The sequence below is a fragment of the Parapedobacter luteus genome (assembly GCF_900168055.1).
GTDB lineage: Bacteria > Bacteroidota > Bacteroidia > Sphingobacteriales > Sphingobacteriaceae > Parapedobacter > Parapedobacter luteus.
Map to the genome: position 1 here is coordinate 204,549 of NZ_FUYS01000001.1, position 24,209 is coordinate 228,757.

The window sequence follows — 24,209 nt, forward strand, 5'->3', positions numbered from 1 at the left end:
GAAATACGGTCAAATGGCCTTTTTACCGAAGTATTATTGGATATCTATAGGATATCACACGGGAGAAGCACGGGAGGAGCACAGGTGAGGGTGCTACCGGGCACCGACCGGCGCTGAACTTGATTACGGGTTACAGTTTTTGGATACTTGCTAATATCAGGTTATGATTAACTAAAATAGAATTATCGCTTAACACGGATTCTTTATAGTTTTAGACAGAATTATCCATCGTGTATCGCTTGTTTAATGTATTAATTAACAGGGTTTATTGAGAATCCTGCATAGGCTGTCTTTAAAAAGAAATAGAATAGTAGCGTAACGCAAGCTGCAACCTTTAAACAATATTCGAATGAACATGTATAACGTATTCTTGTATGCCGTCTTTTTCGTTGCTGTTTTTGTTCAGGGTGTTAACACCGCTCACGCACAAAACGGGGACCAGATATTGGATGGGATTGGTGAAACCGGAATGATTGCCCGTTATGTGTTTGATGGCGACACCAAAGACTGGTCCCGGAATAATTTACACGCCCAAATTCAAGGCGCTGGCGTCAAATTTGTCAATGACAACCGGTTTGGGAAGGTCTTGTCGCTCACTGGCGATAGCAGCGCGTTTGTTGCGATACCCGAAGAGGCATTGGCCGACCTGGAGTCGCTTAGTATATCCGGATGGATATACCTGCGTTCGGCCCAGCCTGGCCAGCGTTTTTTTGATTTTGGAAAGGATACCGCCAAGCATTTCTTTGCAGCCCCTGTAGGGACAAAAGCCCAGGCGGGCTTCCAGGCGCTGGTCACGGCGGAAGGAAACAATGCCAAGGGGGCGGTTTCTCCGGCTATAGAAACGGATAAGTGGATTCATCTTGCCGTCGTAATTGATGTTCCCTCCAAATCTGTCATGACTTACGTTGATGGCATGCCGGTGGGCGAAGCCAAGGAGGTTCCACTGGAGTTGACAGCAGTATTCGATCCGCAATCTGGCGGGAAGAATCAGCTTTATATCGGAAAATCGCTGCTGCCTGAGGATCCTTATCTTGATGCCATGATACATGATTTCCGTATTTACCGTATTCCCTTAAGTGGAAGTCAGGTTAATAGAATCTATAACAATTCACAGCGGGGAGCCAATCGGCGCGCGGTAAACGAGGGTAAGCCGGAGGAAGATCTGCCGACTTTCCTGTTGTCCCAGTCACAGCTTTATCATGCGTATCTGGTGGATGTCTCCGATGTAGAAGTGGAGACGGAAGTAGGGCATTTGCCCCGATTGCCGAGTTATGTACAGGGAACTTACAAGGACGGGATGAACGGCCCGAAAGTACGCGTGCTGTGGCCTGCTCCGACAGACAACAGCGACGTGATGAGTGCCGGCCGCTATACCGTTACGGGGCGCGTACCCGGAACGGATTTTCAGCCCAGGGCTTTCGTTACCATCAGCGGGGATAAAAAATCAACTGCACCGGATCTAAAGCTGGAAGCGTTTGATTTGGATCGGGTTTCGTTGGAAACCGATACGTATGAGCACGAAACTAAATTTATTGAAAATCGTGATAAGTTTATCACCACGTTGGCCAAGACTGATCCGAACTCCTTTCTTTATATGTTCCGCCATGCGTTCGGCCAACCGCAGCCCGAAGGAGCAAAACCCCTGGGGGTTTGGGACAGCCAGGATACCAAATTAAGGGGGCATGCCACGGGACATTACCTCACGGCCATTGCGCAGGCCTACGCCAGTACGGGATATGACAAAGCACTTCAGGCCAATTTCGCCGAAAAAATGGCATATATGGTCAATACCCTATATGACTTATCCCAATTATCCGGAAGACCGAAAGAAGCAGGGGGTACCGCTGTGTCCGACCCCACGGCGGTACCGCCAGGCCCGGGAAAGTCAGACTATGATTCCGATCTTAGCGAGACGGGCATCCGTACGGATTATTGGAACTGGGGAGAAGGTTTCATCAGTGCTTATCCCCCGGATCAATTTATCATGCTGGAAAACGGAGCGACGTACGGAGGCCAGAAAAATCAGGTTTGGGCGCCTTATTACACGTTGCATAAAATTTTGGCCGGCTTAATGGATGTGTATGAGGTGAGTGGCAATGAAAAAGCGCTGGAAATAGCGAAGGGCATGAGCGATTGGGTATATGCTCGTTTGAGCAAGCTGCCGACGGAGACACTTATAAAAATGTGGAATACATACATTGCCGGTGAATTTGGGGGCATGAATGAGGCAATGGCGCGCCTGTACCGGATCACAGGGGAGGCGAATTACCTGAAGACCGCACAGTTGTTTGACAATATCGACATGTTTTTTGGCGATGCCAAACGCTCGCATGGGCTCGCTAAAAATGTCGATACCTTCCGCGGATTGCATGCCAACCAGCATATTCCGCAAATCGTGGGAAGTATCGAAATGTACCGGGTTTCCAATAATCCGGAATATTACAAAGTGGCTGATAACTTCTGGTATAAGGCGGTTAACGATTATATGTATAGCATTGGTGGTGTTGCCGGTGCACGCAACCCCGCCAATGCGGAGTGTTTTATTGCCCAGCCGGCTACATTGTACGAAAACGGCTTTGCTACGGGAGGGCAAAATGAAACCTGCGCCACCTACAATATGCTGAAACTGACCGGTAACCTGTTTCTCTTCGATCAGCGGGCGGAGTTGATGGACTATTATGAGCGCGGGCTGTACAACCATATTCTGGCTTCGGTAGCCGAGGACAGCCCGGCCAATACCTATCATGTGCCGCTCAGGCCGGGGTCTATCAAACGATTCGGCAACCCGAACATGACGGGTTTTACGTGCTGCAACGGCACCGCAATAGAGAGCAGTACCAAGCTGCAGAATTCCATCTACTTTAAAAGCAAGGATGATCAGGCGCTTTATGTCAACCTGTACATCCCCTCAACATTAAATTGGACGGAGCGTGGAATAACGGTGAAACAGGTCACAGATTTTCCCAGGGAAGACCATACGCGGCTGATGATTCAAGGCAGCGGAAAGTTTGCCATCCACGTGCGTGTGCCGAGCTGGGCAACCAAGGGATTTTTTGTGACGATCAATGGTAAAGCACAAAAGGTAGAGGCGAAGCCGGGCAGCTATCTGCCATTACGCCGCAACTGGAAAGATGGCGATGTCATCGAATTGAAAATGCCTTTTCAATTTCGCCTGGATCCGGTCATGGATCAGCAGAACATCGCCAGCCTGTTTTACGGACCGATATTGCTGGCTGCCCAGGAACCTGAAGCAAGAAATGAGTGGCGTAAGGTAACCCTGGATGCGAACGATATCAGCAGGTCAATCAAAGGTGACCCGCAGCAGTTGCAATTTGAGATTGACGGGGTGGTTTTTAAACCGTTCTATGAAACATACGGACGTCATTCTGTGTACTTGGACGTGACGTTGAAATAGGTCTTGAGATCAACATTTAGGTAAGAATATAAGATTTAATAGCCGTGAAAATTGAAATGAAAAAAGAAATACGCTATATTTGTTTTCATGGAAGCGTACGTAGTATATCCTGAAAATAAAGAACAACTCTCCGCATTGAAGGCTGTGTTGAAGGCGCTTAAGATCAACTTTGAGCCGCAGGTGTCCGCTCCCCTGCCCCACCATGCCATCAAAGGAATGAAACGCGGAATCGAAGACTTGGACAATGGGCGGAAAATCCCATTTAGCGAGTTTGAAGAAATACTGACCCGCAACCCCTAATTCCGTAATGGCGGACTATAACCTGTACTTCTCCCAAGAAGCGAAAGACAGTTTTGAAGCCTTGTTGGAGCAAGTGAAGAAACGTTGGGGCGTTAAAACTGCCAAACAGTTTCAGAAAGATACCCGACGGGTACTGGGTGTCGTTGCCAAATACCCATTTGCTTTTCAGACTATTCAAGAGGATATGCATGTAAGGCGTGCTATCGTGCATCGCAACATTTCGTTTTTGTACTGTGTCGTGGGTGATGAGGTTCAGATTATCGTTTTCTTTGATAATCGGCAGGAACCGATTCTATAGGTGGCAGCTTAATTGGATTGTGGAAGCATGTCAATTTATGGTTTACATTTGCAAAAATATAAGGGGTCTTGTGGAAACGCATCCACTACTTTCGTGATAGTAATTAACCGGAAATCGCGATGAAATTATTTAATGGATGTGCATTAGCTGTAGGTATCATCATGTTGTCGCTGGCGGTGACCGCTCAGGAGCTGGTGAGCCGACAGGAACGGTTTTCGCGGGCGGATACGCTACGTGGGAGCAACACGCCTGAACGGGCTTGGTGGGATGTGCGGCGGTACGATCTGACCATCGTGCCGGATTTTGAGGATAAGTATACCGCGGGCACGAACAGAATGACTTATCAGGTAGTGGATAGTGGGACCGGAAGGATGCAACTTGATCTGAAGCCGCCGCTTAAAATCGATAGCGTTGTACTGGCCAGTGACGGCAGTAAGCGGCCTGTTGAATATGCAGGGGGCGACATTTGGTACGTTGATCTGCCCCTGCAGCAAGCAGGAACGACAGACCGGGTCAATGTCTATTTTTCGGGCAATCCGCACATTGCGATCAGACCACCTTGGGATGGGGGATGGACGTTTTCAAGAGACTCCCTGGACAACCCCTGGATGACCGTATGCTGTCAGGGGTTAGGTGCTTCGGTTTGGTTTCCCTGCAAGGATCACCAAAGCGATGAGCCGGATGACGGCGCTTCATTGACCATGGTTGTGCCGGATACGCTGCAGGCGGTTGGCAATGGCAGGTTGGTCGAACGGATCGATAACCATGATGGGACGATGGCTTATACCTGGGAAGTTACCAATCCGATTAATAATTACTGCATGATACCCTATATCGGCAAATACGCTTCCATTAACGATACGTATATTGGCGAAAAGGGAAAACTGGATCTGCAATTTTGGCCGTTGCAACTTCACAAGGCGCAGGCCGAAAGGTATTTTCCTGAGCAAGCAAAAAAAGTGTTGCGTGCTTTTGAGTATTGGTTTGGGCCTTATCCATTTTACGAAGATAGCTATAAACTGGTGGAAGCCGATAATACCGGAATGGAACATCAAAGTAACATCGGGTACGGTAATTTTTATGCGTTTGGTTACCGGGGCCGGGATGCCTCCGGTACGGGCTACGGTTTGCTGTCGGATTTCATCATCGTTCATGAGAGTGCACATGAATGGTGGGGTAATAGCATCACCACCAATGACTTGGCGGATATGTGGGTGCATGAAAGTTTTGCGAATTATGCTGAAGCATTGTATGTAGAATATCATTGGGGCATTGGCGCGGGGAATGATTATGTGTATGGCGTGCGTAGGGGGATCCGGAATGACAAGCCCATCGTACCACCATTTGGCGTGAATGCGCAGGGTAGCGGTGATATGTACCCCAAAGGCGGGAATATGTTGCACACCATTCGCCACAGTATGGCTGATGATACGTTGTTCCGGGAAATATTGCGGGGATTGCAACGGGAGCACGCGCACCAAACGATCGACGGGGAGCAGCTAATCGCGTATTTTTGCGACAAGACTGGCTACGACTATCGGAATGTTTTTGCCCAGTACCTCACTACAGTACAGATTCCCGAATTTCGATTTTATTTTGAAGATAATCGGCTATTTTATAAATGGCAGCATTGCATTGACGGCTTCAACCTGCCTATTGCTTTGACTGACTATGGATCGGCATCATTTAAATTGTTTCCGACGGCAACATGGCAGTCGGTTGTGCTGACCGATGCGCAAAAGGAATTGGTGACAGTTAAGCAACTGGAATACTTGTATTATATCTCCGCCGTGGAGGGAAGATAATTTGCGGCTTGTATGCTAGCCTGCTGCGAAGCAAGGTTAGGATTCGCGAGTGCGAGGCACTTGGGATGCGCATCGCCGCTGTAACGCTCCCTTCGGTGCACGCCACAAGGCTGCTTATGTGCATCCCAAGTGCCTTGCAGTAGTAATGAACTATGCCCATTGTATTTTAGTCTGCTGCAAAGCAAGCCTAGCAGACGTAAATGCAGCGGATCCAGATTTCGTGCAGCAGGCTAAAATACTACACGGATGTTACGGGCTTGGGGTCCGTTTTGCACCACGTATTGCCCCTGCCCGTTCTTTTCAAACCCGGCAAGCTCAAAGTCGCCACCGGTCTCCGTGCCTTGCTTGGTTATCCGAAGTAACGTATTCGGTGTATGCTCGTCTGCTCCCGCCAGCGTGAGTGTGACCTCGCCGGTCTTGGTGTTATAGGACACTTCGTCAATTTTGCCCGCATCGGCATTTATCCAAAGGCCAATGGGAGCCAGATAGACCCGCGACCGTGCAGCCGAGGTGATTTTTGTGCTGACCAAATCGCCTTTTTCGGAGAGGCTTCCACTGAATGCCAGCCAGCCGAATTCGGGATGATTTACGATGTAGGTGCCTGAGTTGACGGCATAGCCATAAAACCCACAGCCATAGTCACCGGCGTAGCCATCGATGGCCAGCGTGGAGGGATAGGAGTGAAAGGCTGCCGGCCCAAAACCGTCTTCGGTAATATTGGCTAACGCCCCCATGGCACCGGCGTGACCTACGCGAAGCAGGTAAAAGTCGTCCGGATGGTCGCGGTAATGGGTAAGCACGGGGATGGCGTTTAGTCCAGAACCATAGTGGTGCAGCTGACGCTCAATGCGGGAAAGCTTCCCGCCATATACGAAATCCCAATACCGCCGCGCGCTGCCGTTGTACCCCCAATGGGGAACGGTGGGCATATAGGCCAGGATGGCATTAAGCGTGACCATCGCTTTTTCATCCATGCCGAAGTAGCGCGACCATAGGTATACTTCTTCCTGGCCGGTGGAGTCCCATGGCATCTCGCTGCCGAAAGGGTACGCCTGCTGCTCCCAACGGTCGGCCCGCTTGCGCATGGCTGCTTCCATTTCATTGGCCATTTCGGTAAGCCCTTCGGCCTTCAGGTCGTTGAGTACCAGTAAAAAGACCGATCCTTCCATGAGACCAAACCGCGTATAATAGGGCGCATGCTTCATCATCGCCATAGTGGTGTGGAACGCGTTTTCAAGCGATTGCTTCCAGGGGATATCATCGGCGTAGCCCACATGGTATCTGCCCAGGCGATACATCGTCCAGTAAGCCGCAACCACGTGCGGATAGTTATACGATCGGCCCGGATCGTCGGCCTCCTTTTTCTTCCAGGCCGACCACCCACGGAAGGGGATGCTGTCTACGTAGGTGCCTTTCGGCATGGAGTCGGGCTCATAATAGAACATGCTTTTCTTTACCGCATATTTTAGTGGCCCATCCTTGTATTGGATGCCGCCCCAAAGCGTCTCATTAACAAAGCGCTTCAGTTTTTCGACTTCCACCTTGTTCGGCCGCAACACTTGCTTCATCATCGCAGCCAGCCAGCTGCCTGCACCGGCCTCGTCGCTCAGTCCGACAAACCAGGCGCGATTTTCCTGCGTAAGCTTCCGTTTGACGTCATAGTCGTAGTTGATGATCGAAGGGGCACGTCCAAAGGGGTCGCGTTGGTCGTCAAACCATTGCTCAGTGGTAAGGAAATGTCCGAGCTTATCTACCGTTTCCTTTTCGGGGCTAATGACCTTGTAGTTGATGGTTTGCGTCAACCCATCGGCATACGTGACCGTGAGCCGGGAACGGCCCCAGGTATTGCCCGCAATCTCATAGGTTTCCCATCCATGTTTGGTTTTCTTGCCGCGTTTGATGGTTAGGGAGCCGGCAGGATAGGCTGCAATCGATTTCACCTTGCTGCCGTAATTCAGGAATAGCTTGGCGGTTATGTCTTTCGGGACGACATAGCCAGGCACGCCGACAGCGACAGGGCGTTTTTGGCTAATCAGCTCGTCTTCGATTTGGCGAACACTTGGCGCCAGGGCGAATTTCAGTGCGAATGACTTGCTTTGTCCCGCCTTAAGCAACGTAGAAGTCGGCTCGTTCCACTGTTCTACGCCTTTCCATTCGTCGGCTGCATACGCCTTACTATGGATCATCCATTCGTGGAAGCCCTCGAAAACGATGCCGCGCGGCGTTGGATCGTCATTCAGCGGGTGGTACGCTTCAAACGGCGCATTTTCATGGGGGAGAACAAGCAATACAGGCCCTTTGCCATGAAGCCTGTTTACTTGTAGATAGCCCGCATCCATACCGATGTAAGGATCAAAAAACACATTGTCTGCATGCGCTTCATCGAGGTGCTTTCCTTCCAGGATATTATTAAAAATCAAGGGTATACCCAATGCACCGATTTCAATGTCATGTGTCGTCTTGTTGGTCAGTTCGAAACGCAATATCAAATGGCCGTCGTCGTTTTGCCAAAAACGCTTTACGGCTAAGGGTACATCGTTTGGGAGTGTAGGAGCCAGATCTGCCGCAGCAAGTATACTGCCACTTGCAGACAGGGGAATGACGGGCGCCCGTTTAGCAGCACTCGAAAACGATTGCCAGTCGCCACTGGCACCGGTGCGGACTCGGAAATTGATGTCGCCTAATTGGTATAATCCATCTTTTGCGCGGACTTCCAATCGCTCGTCCGGCGTGTAATCAAACGCTGTATCGGCCAATGGTGTAAGTCCTGCCACGGTCTGGGAAGCTTTGACGAGCTTCAATTTCAATGGCGCTATGTCAAATTCGGAAACGCCTTGTTCAAGGCCCAAGGTTGATGGAAGATTGGCAATGCGCTCCCATGGCGACTGTGCCAAGCTTTGAGATCCAATAAGTAAAGAGGCAAGTAACAGGAAGCTTCCACTACCCAGGTGTTTCAATAAATCTTTTTGTCTTTTCATCATGGTGTATACTTCATAACAAATGTAAGTATGACATTTTTAAAATTCTTGGCGATATTTGCTTGATTGTACTTATATCTTAGCCAGAAACAAAAATAGTCCTAATTTAGGAGCTGTAATGCCTTTTTCGGGATAACGGAAGTCCGTGGACAAATTTTTACCTATTTCCCCTAGTTAATTTTCGGTTTGCATCTGCGAATATGTTGTTAGTCTGGCGATAGGCGACGGCTTATCTTTGTCATATAAGATGTCATATTGACGTTTCTTTCATAACCAATTGTACCCAATTGTAATTGGGACCATCATTAGCTGCTAACATATCAAAAATAGGCCTAATGATTACCATATTAAGTGTTAAAATAACGTGAATTATGATTTTAATAACCAAGCAATTAACTAATGTATGAAAAAGCTATCCATTTTCTTTGCTTTCCTATGTGTATTCGTCACCCAATTAGGATTAGCGCAACAGCAAACCACCTTAAGGGGGAAAGTCCTGGATGAATCGGGCGTGCCGGTTGTGGGGGCTTCGGTCAGCTTACGAGGTACGGGAACCGCCACTTCAACCAATGAATCCGGAGATTTCGTTGTCCAATACACTTCGCCGGCTATCTTGCAGGTGACCGCTTTGGGGTTTGTGAGTCAAGAGTTTAGTCTCACCGAACAAACCACACTCACCGTTCAACTGATTGCAACCGAAGAGGCGTTGGAGGAAGTCGTGGTCGTGGGGTATGGCACGCAGCGGCGTGGCGAGGTGACGAGTGCCATTGCCAGCGTTAAATCGGAAGATTTCGTGAAAGGTACCGTTCGCGATGCCGCTCAACTGGTGCAGGGCAAAGTCGCCGGACTGCGCATCACCACGCCCAGTGGCGACCCTAATGCGACCGCCCAGATTAATCTGCGCGGGTTGAATTCGATTAACGGCTCGCAAAACCCGTTGGTGCTAATTGATGGTATTCCAGGAAATATTGCAACAGTGGCGCCGGAGGATATTGAGTCTGTGGACGTGCTGAAGGACGGTTCGGCAGCGGCTATCTATGGTACTCGGGCTACCGGTGGCGTTATTTTGATTACAACCCGACAAAATCGTAGCGCTGAAGCTCGGACTTCTATTGAATATAATAGCTACGCCAATATCCAATCCTTGTTTGGAACTCCAGAAATGATGAATGCCGACGACTATCGGCGTTTGATTGCAGAAGGATACGCTTACGAGGATTTTGGAGGCAATACCAACTGGCTTGATGAGGTGCTGCAAAATCCGGTAAGCCACAACCACAATCTTACCTTTTTTGGTGGAAGTTCAAGAACAAATTTCACCGGATCGTTGAATTATCGGAACTGGGAAGGGATTTTTCTCAAGTCAGGGCAGGAACGGTTGAATTTGAGAGCCAATCTCAATCATGAGATGTTTGACGGCAAGTTGCGTACTAATATTCAAGTAATCAATCAATCATTGAGCGCAAAACAAGGGGGGGCTGGTGGATGGGCCTGGAGACAGGCGATGATTCGTAATCCCACAGACCAGATTTACAACGCAAATGGAGGTTGGCTAGAGCGTGACGCGTATATGTATGACAACCCACTTGGCATTATTCATGAAACAATCAATGACCGAATTTTCCGTGAAACTCGCTTCAATGGGTCGATTGATTATCGCCCCATAGCTGACCTCAGCCTAAAAATGTTGCTATCAAGGGTCCAGAACAACAACCTTACCGGTGACCATACGACGTTTGACCATGTAAATACGACAAAGAATAACCTGAACGGAACGGCGAATCGTTCCACAAGTTCAAGTTTAGAGAATTTAATGGAGTTGACAGCAAACTACAACAAAACAGTTGGCGATCATCGCTTCACCGCGTTGGTGGGGTACAGCTGGCAAGACAATACCGGCGAATCGTTTAATGTATATAATTTTGATTTTCCAACAGACGATTACACCTACAATCGTCTTCAGGCGGGAACGGCGCTCCAACGTGGACTTGCAACGATGAATAGCAGCAAATCAAAATGGCAACTGGCGGGGCTTTTGGCCGTATTAATTATTCATGGAAAGAGCGATATATGCTAACAGCCAGTGTGCGGAGAGAAGGGTCTTCAACATTTGGCGAAAACTACCGTTGGGGAACTTTTCCAGGGGCGTCCGTAGCTTGGAATTTGGCTAATGAAGAGTTTATGCAGCCGGTAACTTTTGTGTCGGACTTCAAATTGCGCGCCGGCTTTGGGGTAACGGGCACGATTGCCAACAACCCCTACCAATCTCAAACCAGCTATAATTTTACTACTGGCCAAGGTGCCTTTATCAATGGTGAATGGGTGCCTGGATTTGTGCCGGCGCGGAATTTCAATCCAGATTTGCGCTGGGAGAAAAAAGAAGAGTGGAATGTGGGATTGGATTTCGGGTTCTTGAATAACCGCATTAGCGGCTCGCTCGACTATTATACCCGAAATGTGAAAGATCTGTTGTATAGCTTTGCGGTACCGACGCCTCCCTACTTATATGGCAGCATGATGTTAAATGCTGGAGAAATGCAGAACTCGGGGTTCGAAGCGTTGATAAATGTAAGGGCGGTAGACACCAGAACAGTACGGTGGAACACCAATGTGACGTTTTCAACAAATAAGAATACACTGGTAAATTTATCGAACGAACAATTCAATGTCACGACCGAATTCTTTGATGCAGGGCATACTGGCGAGCCGATTCAGGTATCTACACACCGAGTAGCAGTTGGTAGACCGATCGGTCAATTTTTCGTGTTCAAAAGTGTAGGCCTTGACGATGACGGCAAGTGGTTAGTTGAAAATAGAGAGGGTGAGGTTATTCCGATTGCGAGCGCCACCCCTGAAGATCGACAATTTTATGGAAACGGTATTCCTAAATATAATGTAGGCTGGAATAACTCAATTAATATCCAGCGTTTTGACGTGGCCGTAAACTTTCGGGGATCTTTTGGCCATCAAATACTCAATATGCAACGGCTTTATTACGAAAATCCAGTGAACAAAGCCTATAACGTATTGAAGACTGCCTATGATCCCGTATACGGAAAGCAATTGAACAATGATTTGGTGTATGTCTCGCATTACATCGAAGATGGTGATTATCTCAAGATAGACAACGTGACGTTAGGTTATACACTGCCATCCAATCTTATAAAAGGAATTAGTAACTTGCGAATTTATGTGTCCGGCCTTAATCTGGTAACGTTCACTGGGTATAAGGGGATTGATCCCGAGGGAGTAAGCTATACTGGTGATTTTACATTTGCTCCAGGGATGGATCACCGTGATAAATACCCTACAACGCGGACGTATACTTTAGGGTTAAACGTCACCTTTTAGTAACTAGTTATATTCAAAACTAAATCATTATGAAAACGAAAACACTAGCATACATGATAGCGCTGACGGTTGGTTTAACTACGAGCATCAGCTCCTGTACTAACCTCGAAGAGGAAGTTTATTCTGAAGTCCTGGCTAGTTCCTTCCAGCCGACGGAACGAGATCTGCCTTATATCTTGGCACCAGTATATGCACCATTTCGGTCATTGATGTTTGGCTGGCAGGGGTATTTTGACTTGCAAGAAGAGGCCGCGGATATCATTATTACTCCGGTTCGGCCAAATGGATGGGATGACGGCGGCACTTATCGTCGGATGCACCAGCATACATGGACTTCAGAACAATGGCAACCAACCAACACTTGGAATCAGGCATTTTCTGCCATTACAAGAACCAATATGGTCATCATGCAGATTGAAGACGGAACGCTTCCGTTGCCCGCGGAAGTTGGTAATGCTGCGATAGCCGAACTACGTGCCGTACGGGCGCTGGCTTATTACTTATTGTTGGACAATCATGGGAATGTTCCGATAGTAACAGATTATACGGATGTGTCGTTGCCCCAACAACGTACGCGGGAGGAAGTATATAATTTTATTATTGATGAATTGACAACCGTTCTGCCGGACCTTTCTGAAGAGGTATCCCAGATGTATGGTCGAATGAATCGATGGGCAGCTAAAGCTTTATTAGCAAAGATTTATTTAAACGCGGAAATCTATACCGGCACCCCACGGTGGGATTTGGTCATTCAAGAGACCAATGATGTCATCAATAGCGATGCCTATCGATTAGATGCGAACTACTCCGATGTATTTACATATACTAATCAGAACTCTTCTGAGATCATCTTCGCTGTACCATATGATGAAATTTACGGGCAAGGCAGTCAAATTCATATGAAAACATTAGATCCGCTAAGTAGACTGGTGTACGGCATGTCTGCAGGTCCATGGGGTGGTAACTGTGCGGTACCGCAGTTCATCGATACCTATGATTCGGAAGATACACGCTTATACGATACATGGATACAGGGACCACAGTACCACGCATCAACGGGTGAAGAAGTAATTAACTATGTCAAGCATGTACCCGGCATTGGCGGCGATGGAACAGTTGCGCCAAGCAATTCTGGCTACCGGATAGGCAAGTACCAAATCAAACAAGGGGCCACAAATAATCTTGACAATGATTATCCAATGTTTCGTTATGCGGATATTTTAATGATGAAAGCTGAGGCGCTCCTGCGCACCGGCGATGCGAATGGCGCCGCGAGATTAGTCACCGAAGTGCGCCAGCGAGCATTCAAAAACAATCCGGGAAAGGCCACGGTAACTGGCGCCCAACTGCTACAGGGTAGTAGTTATAATTATGGTTGGCAGGAAAAAGACGGCTCTGTGGATGCTGTAAACGGTGGCACTGATATCGAGTACGGCCGATTCCTCGACGAGCTCGGCTGGGAGTTTGCCGCCGAAGCACATCGCCGGCAGGATTTAATCCGTTTCGGCGTTTTCCAAACGAAAACATGGTTTAATCACCGGCCCCATCCACAGGCTCAAACCCGTACGCTTTTCCCTATTCCGTTTGCTGAGCTGACAAAAAATCCGAATCTTACACAGAATCCGGGATATTAATAAAGTATAGGATGATTCATAAAAGAGCCATGCAGCACATCCGCCGCATGGCCCTTTTTATGGCGTCGGTGGCCAGTGTCCGCCTTTGCTTCGACGATCGTGCGTGGGGCAGATGCTTGTCGATCAGACTTGTTATCCGGAGGAATATTAGTAATTTCGGCATCTCGAATTAACACCAGAAGATACTTACTATAAACATCAAAAGCACTATGCTTCGCTATTACCTGTTTTTTGTATGCTTGTCGCTTTCTTATGCTGCCACCGCTCAATATGCGATTAAAGGCAGAATAACCGCAGATAGCGGCGGAATCCCCCGAGCCAGTGTACAGTTGCTAAATTCAAATTTGGCTGCTTCGACGGATGAAAACGGGGACTTTGCCCTTGAAGGTGTTCCGTCAGGCAGGCACCTATTGCGGGTAAGCGCCTTGGGCTATGCCGCAGAAAACCGCACTGTAACGGTCAATGGAGACGTCATTGTCGATATTCAATTGACCAGCGTCGAAAACCGGCTGGATGAAGCGATCGTGACGGCACACAAAATGGAACATGACCCCCATGATATTCCTGCGAGTTTATCGGTGGTTGGTGCGAAGGAAGTTGAGCAGCAGTATATTTGGAACATCATGGATGTGGCGGCGGTGGTACCAAACCTGAATATCGCCAATCCTGGCGACAACCGGAATGTTGCATCCATCCGCGGCATCACCACGACGTCCTACAATTCTGCCGTGGCTACTTATGTGGATGGCGTAAATCAATTCGGGCTCGATACTTATATACCGTACCTGCAAGATGTGGAGCGCATAGAAGTGCTGCGTGGTCCGCAGGGCACGCTGTATGGTCGTAATGCAATGGCTGGGGTCATTAATATCGTTACGAAGCAGCCAACGAATAACGTGAGTGGATTAGCGGAGGTAAATCTGGGGAATTATGGACAGCAGCGATACCTTCTGGGGGTACGCATGCCGGTCTTGAAGGACAAATTGTTCTTTGGGGCTTCGGGTATGTTTAACGGGTTGGACGGTTTCTACACCAATGATTTCGACGGTTCGCACTATGACAAACAACATACCGTCTTTGGTAATTATTACCTAAAATATTTGCCCAACACACAATGGGCGATGACATTAAATGTAAAACACGTTTCGAACCGAAACAATGGGGCTTTCTCACTGATCATGGGGCTTGACGATGCTTTTGAACATCCATTTCGCCTGAATCAAAACGCCAAGACCACGATGGTTGACGAGTCGCGCAATGTGTCGCTGGCTATCAACCATTTCGGCCAGGCGCTCAACGTTAGTGCACAAACGGCCTTCCAGTCTAACTACCGGTATTATCGAGATCCTATCGATGGCGATTTTTCGCCTCTGGATGCCGTTTCGATAATCAATGATTACGGCAAAGATTGGAATAATGTACGTGTATTTACGCAGGAAGTCAAAGTCTCTTCGTCGCCGTCAAAACATGCCTTGATGAGCTGGACGGCGGGTGCATTTTTGTTTCATCAGGATGCTCCCACGAAGCAAGGAACGTATTTTGGTGAGGATGCCGGAATGATGGGAGAAGGTACGCCGACCCACGCTACAAGCGTATTGACGAACTCGGCGATCAATCGGGGAGCTGCAGTTTTCGGCCAGATTGGCTTCCGGTTTGAAAGTGGGGTGGAGCTCCAAGCGGGGCTTCGCTATGATTACGAGCACGCACAATTGGATGCCCGAGGAGAATTCCAGCCCGATGGCGGAGAGTTGGTGGTCGTGCAACCGGATACGGCGGCATCGGCTAATTTCAATGCTTTTACGCCGAGCGTGAGTATTAAATATGCATTTGACGAAGCACATCACCTCTATGGTAGTTATGCCCGTGGCTTTCGGGCTGGAGGGATTTCGCAATTATCGTCCGACCCAGGCGAGGCTTCTTTGCGATCGTTTGCTCCGGAGTATAGCAATAATGTCGAAATCGGCACCAAGAATTTATTATGGGACCGGCGTTTGGAGCTGAATCTGGCGGTGTTTTATTCACGGGTCAATGACGCTCAAGTCCCTACATTAGTTTTGCCGGATGCGGTTACGGTAACGCAAAATACGGGCCGCATGGAAAGTATGGGCGGCGAGCTGGAGGCGACTGCCCGCGTGGTGCGTCACCTAAGTTTATGGGGCAACGTCGCATTTACCCGTGCGCGCTACCTCGACTTGAACACGGCGGGCAATGGAGGCAATGTGCAGCTAAAGGGTAACCGGCCGGTATTTACGCCAGATTGGACTGCCTTTTTGGGAGCGCAGTATGTGGTTCCCGTCGATAGGGCCAAACGGCAACAGCTGCAACTGGGCGCCTATGCAAAATTTTTCGGTCAACAGTATTTTACCGTGGAAAATACCCTGGGACAGGGGGCTTACAGTCTGCTCAATGTCAATATCGGTTATTCCCTGATGGGTTATGAACTGATATGCTGGGGTCAGAACCTCGCGAATAAACGCTACATCGACTACGCTTACGACTTCGGTTTTGCTGCCGTGCACATGGGCAGGCCGGCTACTTATGGCCTGACGCTCCGGAAACGGTTCGGGCTTTAGTTCAGAGCGTCATAAACTTCTGCCGATATTCGGTGGGGGTCATGCCGACAAATGTTTTAAACTGTTTATTGAAATTTGAGAGTGTGTTGAAGCCTGATTCATAACAAATTTGTGCGATGCTCCTGGCCTCCTCGGTGGCGAGCAGTTTGCACGCATGCCGGATGCGGAGCTCTGTGAGAAAGTACGAAAATGATTTACTCGTTTTCATGGTAAAATACCTGCTGAATGAGGTGGGGGTCATATTCAACAGCGAAGATACTTCTTCCAACGTGATTTTGTGCTTGAAACGTCTGGCGGCATAGTTGTATACCGTATTGATGCGGTTTGTCTCTACGTCCTTTAACTGGTAATAAACGGGATCATCATGGAGCAGTCGATATTCTTTGCTTTTGGAAAGCAGGTCGAGTATCCTGAATAACTGGATGATACTTTCCAAACCGTGCAGGTGGACAAGCTCGACCATCAATTGGATGGTCGTTTGCGCGGTTTTTCCATAAAGCTCCATTCCACGCCTTACCTTTTCAAGCAATAGTTTCAATTGCGCAAATTCTTCTTTATCAATCAGCGGGCTAAGTGCTGTTGCATTGAAGTAAATCACCAAGCCTCGGCTGTTCTTTTCGCTGCAGGGGTCAAAGTAACACTCATCGCTTCGCCAAAGATGCGGAATATTGGGGCCAAGAAATGTGAGGTCGCCACTATCAAACGGTTTGACCGTGTTGCCGACGAATTTGGTGCCCGTGCCTTCGAGCACTAAAAAGAGCTGGTACTCCATATGGGCATGCCAGGTCGCATCAAAATGCCTGTCGTGGAGTTCGCGCACAAAAAACACATTGGACTCGGGTATCCGCGTCTTTTGTATGGCGGTTTTTTTTAAGGTGACGTTCATGATGGTTTATCTTTGGTTGCTGCATACAGCAGCGATTGTTCGATACGTTTACGCCACACTATTCTTCACATCGTCATGGTGTAGAGCGTATATATCCAAATCTAATAAACGGAAGCTTATCCCGATTATTGTAATGAAAATGTTAGCTAATTATCCAATAACGCTACGTAAGCATGGTAGAATGGACAAAATACAGTCAGTATTTGTTAATTAATAGGTGTGTCAATGCGTTGTAAGCCCCTATCTTAGCACATACATAATAACCAATAACGTAAACAATTATTCGATTATGACATGCGTAATTATACATTCACCTATGGTGGCAAAATAAAATAAATTATTTTTTTATGGCTTTACATGTTAAACGAGGTGTAAGTACTTGGTTATGGGTATCCCCATTTACCACAAAAGAGGCCGGGTCGTTATTTGAAAAGATAGCGGCGCTCGGCTATGATGCTGTGGAAATCGCTGTGGAAGATCCACAATTGGTTGATACCCAAGCTGTGAAGGAAATGCTGTTTAGGAATAACCTGGAGGCGGTTATCTGCGGGGCATTTGGCCCAACGCGCGACTTGACCAATGATGATGAGCGTTTGCAGCAAACCGGACTCGCTTATATCGAAGAATGTTTGAATATCGCGGATGACTTGGGAGCCCGGTTTGTTGCCGGTCCGATGTACGCTGCCGTAGGAAAGGCCCGGATGGTGCCCGCTGAACAGCGGGCTATCGAGTGGGAACGGGCGGTAACGAACCTGCGGACGGTATGCGAGCGTGCTGCGGCAAAAGGGCTGCAGATAGCCTTGGAACCGTTGAACCGCTTTGAGTCGGACTTGATCAACAATGTGGACGATGTGCTGCGCCTTATTGACGATATTGGCCACCCTGCCGCAAAGGTGTGCTTGGATATGTTCCACATGAACATCGAAGAGCCTGATCCGGAGGCCGCTATCCGCAAAGCCGGTGACAAGCTGATTCACATGCAGGTATCCGAAAATTACCGGGGTACACCTGGTACAGGAAATGCCAATTGGGATGCTTATTACCGTGGGCTGGCAGCAATTGATTATCGGGGGACCGTATCCATTGAGAGCTTTACGCCGGAGAATAAAGAGCTGGCAGCAGCCGTGTGTATTTGGCGTAGTTTGGCGGATAGCCAGGATGCTTTTGCCCGTGATGGATATGCGCATTTAAGTAAATGGATAACAGGTTTTTACAATTAAATAAAAGAAATAGATTATGATCAGCAAAAAGCCAATTAATGTAGCGATTGTCGGCTTAGGTTTCGGGGCAGAGTTCATCCCCATTTACCAGCAACATCCGGATGCGAATATGTATGCCATCTGCCAACGGAATGAGGAAAGTCTGAATAAGGTGGGCGATGCCTTTGGTATAGCAAAACGATATCGCGATTACGACGAATTGCTAAAGGATGACCAGATTGACGCGGTACACATCAATACCCCCATTCCCAACCATGCCGAGCAGTCATTAAAGGCACTCCGGGCAGGCAAACATGTGGCTTGTACCGTGCCAATGGCCACCACGGTGGATGAATGCCGGCAATTGGTGGAGGCCGTTGAAGAAACCGGCTTGACCTACATGATGATGGAAACGGTTGTTTATGCCAGGGAATTTCTTTTTATGAAGGAGCTATATGAAAAAGGTGAGCTGGGCAAGCTCCAGTTTCTAAAGGCCAGCCATCAGCAGGATATGGACGGGTGGCCGGACTATTGGCCGGGGCTGCCCCCGATGCATTATGCCACCCATTGCGTAGGGCCTGTACTGGGGCTTACACGTAGTGAGGCTGAGTATGTATCATGCTTCGGTTCGGGGACCATCAGGGAAGCGTTGCATCACTACTACAATTCGCCTTTTGCTGTAGAAACGGCTCACATTAAGTTCAGAAATTCGGATTTGAGCGCGCATGTATACCGTTCGCTGTTTGATACTGCCCGTCAGTACCGCGAGAGCTTTGAGGTGTACGGCTCGAAGAAAGCGGTGGAATGGCCGCTTATAGAGGGGGAGCCTTTGGTCGTGCATACGGCTAAGAAGCCCGAACCCGAAATCCCTGAAGAAGTGATATGCCCTGATTTTGCACATTTGCTGCCTGAGCCGATCCAGCACTTTACCACCGGAGGTGTGTATGATGAAGGTGACAACCAACATTTGTCTTTTATTCAGGGCGCAGGTCATGGTGGATCTCACCCGCATTTGGTACACGAGTTTGTCAGTGCGTTGGTGGAAGGCCGACAGCCGTTCCCAAATGTGCGGCAATCCGCTAATATCACTTGTGTGGGGATTTTGGCACATGAGTCTGCTTTGAAGGGCGGCGAAATCATCCGGTTACCGGAGTTTACCTTATCAAAGTAATGGCGTATCCGCATGAGGTCGTCTTTTAATGTCAATAAATGTCAATCAAACAATAAAATGAATAAGTTAATTAGAATCGGGCTATTGTTACTGACCCCCTTGTTCTTTTTGAACTGCGGTGGCCAAAAAAACAAGGACGATGGTCCCCGGCGGCTTGAGTTGTTCTTTCTGGGCCACGCCAGTAAACATCATGATTCGGAATTATTGGCCGACATCTTAGCCCAAGCGTATTTCCCCGAAGGGATCAATATCACGTATTCTGTAGACCCCGATGATCTTACACGTGAGGATTTGTACCGGTACGATGGATTAATTGTGTACGCTAACCACGATTCCATCAGCCCCGCGCAGGAAAAGGCCTTACTGGATTATGTGGCTTCCGGTAAAGGGTTCATTCCTTTACACTCGGCTTCATTCTGTTTTCGCAATTCGCCAGAGGTGGTGGCGCTCATCGGTGGGCAGTTCAAAAGCCATGGCGGCGGCGCATTTTCTGCTGAAATCGTGATGCCAGACCACCCGGCGGTGGAAGGTGTGGAGCCTTTTGAAACCGAATGGGACGAAACTTATGTGCATGATAAAATTGCCGATGACATCGTGGTATTGATGGAGCGTGTGGATAGTACGCATCGTGAGCCGTATACCTGGGTGAAGGAATATGGAAACGGCAGGGTATTCTATACGGCATTTGGCCATGATGAGCGGACATTCCGTAATCCGGGATTCCTTCAGTTGGTAAGAAGCGGTATCCGATGGGCCGTTGGGGAAGAAGCGGTTAAAAAAATGGAAGAATATACCATTGCGCAACCTACCTATGAAGCGGGGAGGATGCCGAACTATGAGCGCCGCGACCCGCCACCGAGATACCAGCACCCATTGAGCCCCGAAGAGTCGCAGACCCTGATACAAGTGCCAGTGGGCTTCAGACTGGAATTGTTTGCCAGTGAACCGGATATCAAAAAGCCCATCGCGATGGATTGGGACGAAAAGGGAAGATTATGGGTGATTGAAACTGTTGACTACCCCAATACCGTACGGAATGACAAGGGACAGGGCGATGACCGCATCACCATTTGTGAAGATACCGACGGTGATGGCAAAGCAGATAAGTTTACGGTGTTTGCAGAGGGATTGAACATCCCGACGGCATTTACGTTTGTCAACGGCGGGATCGTAGTGGCGCAGGCACCTCATTTCCTTTTCTTGAAAGATACCGATGGAGACGGCAAGGCCGATGTGCGCGAAGTGCTGATAGACGGCTGGGGTACGTACGACACCCATGCCGGACCGTCCAATTTGCGGTATGGCATGGATAACAAAATCTGGGGTACGGTGGGTTACTCAGGTTTCGAAGGTACGATAGGAGGCCAGCCATTCAAGTTCGGCGCAGGCGTGTACCAATTTGACGGTGAAGCCAAACAATTTGAGTATTTGGGCAACACCTCCAACAATACGTGGGGGCTCGGGTTTTCCGAGGAGTTCGACGTTTTTATCTCTACGGCCAACAACGAGCACAGCGATTTTTTTGCTATTCCGGCACGCTATTATGAAAAGGCCAACCTGCATGAACGGGGTATCGAGAAAATTGATGCGCATTACAACATGCATGTACTTACCAAAGACCTCCGGCAAGTGGATGTGCATGGCGGCTTTACTGCAGCGGCCGGCCACAGCTTGTATACCGCCCGTGCCTTTCCGCAGGAATACTGGAATAGGGTAGCATTCATTTCAGAACCCACGGGGCGGCTGGTGCATCGCCACATCTTGGAGCAGGTCGGTGCCGGTTTCAAGGAGAAAGGCGATGGCTGGAACATGATTGCCAGCGCTGATAACTGGTTTGGACCGGTAGAGGCTAAAGTAGGCCCGGATGGTGCGTTGTGGGTACTGGATTGGTATAACTTCATCATCCAGCACAATCCGACACCTGAGGGTTTTGAAACCGGGGAAGGTAACGCCTATATCGATCCGCTCCGCGATAATACAAAAGGGCGCATCTATCGGCTGGTTCATGAAGACGCCAAACGCTATAAGCCGCTTAAGCTGAATCCTGAGCGTACAAGCACCTTGGTGAATGGGCTGAAAAGCGATAATATGTTTTGGCGGCTTACCGCACAGCGGCTGCTGGTAGAGTCTGGCGATAAGGAAGCCGCTGGCGACCTGCATAAGCTTATTCGGGATAGGTCTGTGGATGAGGTGGCCGTCAATGGTGCGGCAACTCATGCTATTTGGGCGTTGCATGGGTTGGGATTATTGGATGGGTCTGATGAAAGCAGCATTTCGGTGGTCATTGAAGCGTTGAAACATCCCGCACCTGGCGTGCGCCGGGCCGCTATTCAAACGCTCCCGGCAACTGAGCCCGATGTGGTGCAGCAACTTCTTGCGTCCGGTGTAACGCAGGACCCCGATTTGCGCGTGCGCCTGGCGGCTTTCTTAGCCTTGTCAGATGCGGCACCAACAGCGGAGATCGGCAGCGCCGTGTTTGAGGCTGCGCAGCAACCGGAAAATATTGGAGACAAATGGGTATCCCATGCACTGCTTATCGCAGGAACAGTACATCGGCAGGCCTTTATGGATGAATACCACCAGAAATTGGGACACCCGGATCTTTCCAACACCGACGGATCGCTGGGCGAACGTATTGTCGCAGGCAAGCGCATGACGGTACTTCCTTTGACCACCGAACGGGGGGGGACAATCGGCGGGCGGCAAATCCCTGACTTTGTTAATCAGGAGATAAGCTTTGTGGCCGATGTCCTGCCGGGTGAAATGCGCCGTGTTTTACTGGAGGGAGTGCTCATATCCCATGGCGACAACCGCGACGGGTATGCTGTGTTCCTTAAAGATGGCAAAATCTATTTCCAGGTCAATCAAAAGGGAAGAAAAGCCATCATCCATTCCGCGGATTCGTTACCCGGGCAGTTTAAGGTAAAAGCTTCGCTGCTTGCAGGCGGAAAGATGACCCTGGCCGTGGATGACAAACAAGTAGCCGAAGGAAAGGCAACCGGTTTATTTGCCGAAATGCCGGGCGGGTTTATCCGCATAGGGCATAACCGTCAACGCCGTTGGGGTGATGATTCCCCCCGCATTGCGAATGTTGGCGACTACCCCGATGACTTTCACTTCACCGGTCGCCTGGAGAATACGCGCCTTGTCATTGTAAACACGCACGACGTTGGAGAGGGGGAGGCTGTTGCAGCCGATGAATCCATCACCATTAAAGCTGTCATCGGCGAAATGAAATACGATGTAACGAATTTTACCGCCAAGGCCGGACAGACGTTGAAAATCATCTTCGAAAATCCGGACCATATGCAACATAATTTGTTGGTACTGAAACCGGGAACACTCGACCGGGTGGGGCAAGCAGCGGATGATTTGGCCAAGCAGCCTAATGGCGTGGAATTGCAGTATATTCCCAATACGCCGGATGTATTATTCAGTACACCGCTGGTTAATCCGGAGGAACGTTATGAACTAACGTTTACGGTGCCTACCACACCCGGGGATTATCCCTATGTGTGTACGTTCCCCGGCCATTGGCGTATCATGCAGGGCGTCATGCGGGTGACAAGATAACAAGGTACAAGCCCCCTCTTGATTCACGTCCATCCAAGAGGGGGCTTTTTAACCCAAGCTTTAATAAGCCAATAAGCGCCCGCAAGCGATAATGGCCAGCCAAACGATGACGGAAAAGAAGGCGGAGATTTTGGCCGCAGAAGGCAGGTTTGGCTGAATTGTCGATTCGATTCGGCGGGAGATCAGCTTATGGAATACCCAGGCATTGAGACCCGCGATGCCCAATAGGGCCAATTTGAGGCGGAATGTCGGATCGGAAGCCAATGATGCAGCGTTGGTCATAAATAACAGTATTCCCGACGGAATAATAAGCAACAACCCTTTTGCCGACCAAGCCAGTAGGTAACGTGATAGCGCCGGAAACGGTAAATTCCTGGAGAACCCCAGCAGATGCAGGTCAATCAAAAACGCACCCCCTACAAGCATAACGATACCCACAATATGTGTGATTTCCAGAACCGGGTAAGCCCACAGGGACTGCCGGATACCGGATGCCAACGGCGTGCTTTCCAGCCACTCAAAGAAATGCGGCGATGTGTCAGCGCGCATTGGTTAACGTAGCTCGTATTTCTCGCCACCGATGAATATCCGTTCGGCACGCATTTCCGTCTTTTTGGTTTTATGGGGATAGGCGACTATCCGCAATGATGTGCCTTTTTTAATCATATCCGCAGAGACACCACGGGTTTTCATCCGGCTTGCGGGCGCCAGGTAAACTGTCCAGCGTGCTCCGTTGTATTTTACTTCAGCCAGTGCATGGGGGTTTTCGTAGATAGAATGCTCGATCGCTGACTGGAAATCCAATACTTTCGTTTGGTCATAATTGGCCCATCCATGGTGGAAGGCAGTGAACGATACGCTGAGCAAAAAGACCATTGCCAACGTAATCCCCTTTAGGTAAGTCATGGTTCGCGGGTTTTAATGTGAATAAACCAACTTGATCCGAATACATAACAACCGGACAGTGAATTATGTTTCGCTCATCATTTATTAGTTGTTAATTTTTATTCCTTTTTGTCAGCGCTA

Annotated in this window: 15 protein-coding genes; 11 read left to right on the top strand and 4 right to left on the bottom strand. The window is 49.0% G+C overall.

The window, feature by feature from the left end:
* Positions 1-349: 349 nt before the first annotated feature.
* From B5X72_RS00895 to B5X72_RS00910, 4 genes are all read left to right on the top strand, one after another.
* Entirely contained in the window at positions 350-3,415 is a 3,066-nt protein-coding gene (locus B5X72_RS00895) for a beta-L-arabinofuranosidase domain-containing protein (RefSeq protein ID WP_079714920.1), read from the top strand.
* An 87-nt stretch (positions 3,416-3,502) separates the two neighbouring features.
* On the top strand, positions 3,503-3,715 hold the full coding sequence (locus B5X72_RS00900; RefSeq protein ID WP_079714921.1) for a DUF2683 family protein: 213 nt from the start codon (positions 3,503-3,505) through the stop codon (positions 3,713-3,715).
* A 7-nt stretch (positions 3,716-3,722) separates the two neighbouring features.
* Positions 3,723-4,013 (top strand): type II toxin-antitoxin system RelE/ParE family toxin, encoded by a 291-nt coding sequence (locus B5X72_RS00905; RefSeq protein WP_079714922.1) that lies wholly within the window; start codon positions 3,723-3,725, stop codon positions 4,011-4,013.
* A gap of 119 nt (positions 4,014-4,132) precedes the next feature.
* Entirely contained in the window at positions 4,133-5,818 is a 1,686-nt protein-coding gene (locus B5X72_RS00910; RefSeq protein ID WP_079714923.1) for a M1 family metallopeptidase, read from the top strand.
* A gap of 230 nt (positions 5,819-6,048) precedes the next feature.
* Here the strand turns inward: B5X72_RS00910 and B5X72_RS00915 are convergent, their stop codons facing one another.
* On the bottom strand, positions 6,049-8,799 hold the full coding sequence (locus B5X72_RS00915; protein WP_139378474.1) for a DUF5695 domain-containing protein: 2,751 nt from the start codon (positions 8,797-8,799) through the stop codon (positions 6,049-6,051).
* A gap of 400 nt (positions 8,800-9,199) precedes the next feature.
* On the opposite strand from B5X72_RS00915, the gene B5X72_RS20890 reads away from it, so the two are divergent.
* The 4 genes from B5X72_RS20890 to B5X72_RS00930 all read left to right on the top strand — a co-directional run bounded on the left by B5X72_RS20890 (position 9,200) and on the right by B5X72_RS00930 (position 16,354).
* A complete protein-coding gene (locus B5X72_RS20890; protein WP_217698070.1) occupies positions 9,200-10,873 on the top strand; it encodes a SusC/RagA family TonB-linked outer membrane protein in 1,674 nt (557 codons plus the stop codon).
* Complete coding sequence (locus tag B5X72_RS20895; RefSeq protein WP_245826770.1) at positions 10,867-12,147, top strand: TonB-dependent receptor domain-containing protein; 1,281 nt, start codon at positions 10,867-10,869, stop codon at positions 12,145-12,147. Before B5X72_RS20890 ends, B5X72_RS20895 begins: the two co-directional genes overlap by 7 nt.
* A 29-nt stretch (positions 12,148-12,176) precedes the next feature.
* Positions 12,177-13,781, top strand: coding sequence for a RagB/SusD family nutrient uptake outer membrane protein (locus B5X72_RS00925; RefSeq protein ID WP_079714925.1), 1,605 nt, complete (start codon positions 12,177-12,179; stop codon positions 13,779-13,781).
* A gap of 209 nt (positions 13,782-13,990) precedes the next feature.
* Positions 13,991-16,354 carry a TonB-dependent receptor gene (locus B5X72_RS00930; protein ID WP_079714926.1) on the top strand — a complete coding sequence of 788 codons (2,364 nt, stop codon included), beginning with the start codon at positions 13,991-13,993 and terminating at the stop codon, positions 16,352-16,354.
* Position 16,355: 1 nt separating this feature from the next.
* Here the strand turns inward: B5X72_RS00930 and B5X72_RS00935 are convergent, their stop codons facing one another.
* A complete protein-coding gene (locus B5X72_RS00935; RefSeq protein WP_079714927.1) occupies positions 16,356-17,240 on the bottom strand; it encodes an AraC family transcriptional regulator in 885 nt (294 codons plus the stop codon).
* Positions 17,241-17,587: 347 nt separating this feature from the next.
* Here B5X72_RS00935 and B5X72_RS00945 point away from each other — a divergent pair, with 347 nt between their 5' ends.
* From B5X72_RS00945 to B5X72_RS00955, 3 genes are read left to right on the top strand one after another with little or no spacing between them, the layout of a single operon-like run.
* The gene (locus tag B5X72_RS00945) at positions 17,588-18,460 is read left to right on the top strand and encodes a sugar phosphate isomerase/epimerase family protein (protein ID WP_079714929.1); all 873 of its coding nucleotides are present in this window, start codon (positions 17,588-17,590) and stop codon (positions 18,458-18,460) included.
* Positions 18,461-18,476: 16 nt separating this feature from the next.
* A complete protein-coding gene (locus B5X72_RS00950) occupies positions 18,477-19,610 on the top strand; it encodes a Gfo/Idh/MocA family protein (RefSeq protein WP_079714930.1) in 1,134 nt (377 codons plus the stop codon).
* Between the two features lie 57 nt (positions 19,611-19,667).
* Entirely contained in the window at positions 19,668-23,183 is a 3,516-nt protein-coding gene (locus B5X72_RS00955; RefSeq protein ID WP_079714931.1) for a PVC-type heme-binding CxxCH protein, read from the top strand.
* Positions 23,184-23,243: 60 nt separating this feature from the next.
* On the opposite strand, the gene B5X72_RS00960 is transcribed toward B5X72_RS00955, so the two are convergent.
* Both B5X72_RS00960 and B5X72_RS00965 read right to left on the bottom strand, forming a co-directional pair.
* Entirely contained in the window at positions 23,244-23,732 is a 489-nt protein-coding gene (locus B5X72_RS00960) for a hypothetical protein (protein WP_079714932.1), read from the bottom strand.
* A gap of 3 nt (positions 23,733-23,735) precedes the next feature.
* On the bottom strand, positions 23,736-24,089 hold the full coding sequence (locus B5X72_RS00965) for a DUF6152 family protein (RefSeq protein ID WP_079714933.1): 354 nt from the start codon (positions 24,087-24,089) through the stop codon (positions 23,736-23,738).
* Positions 24,090-24,209: the final 120 nt, after the last annotated feature.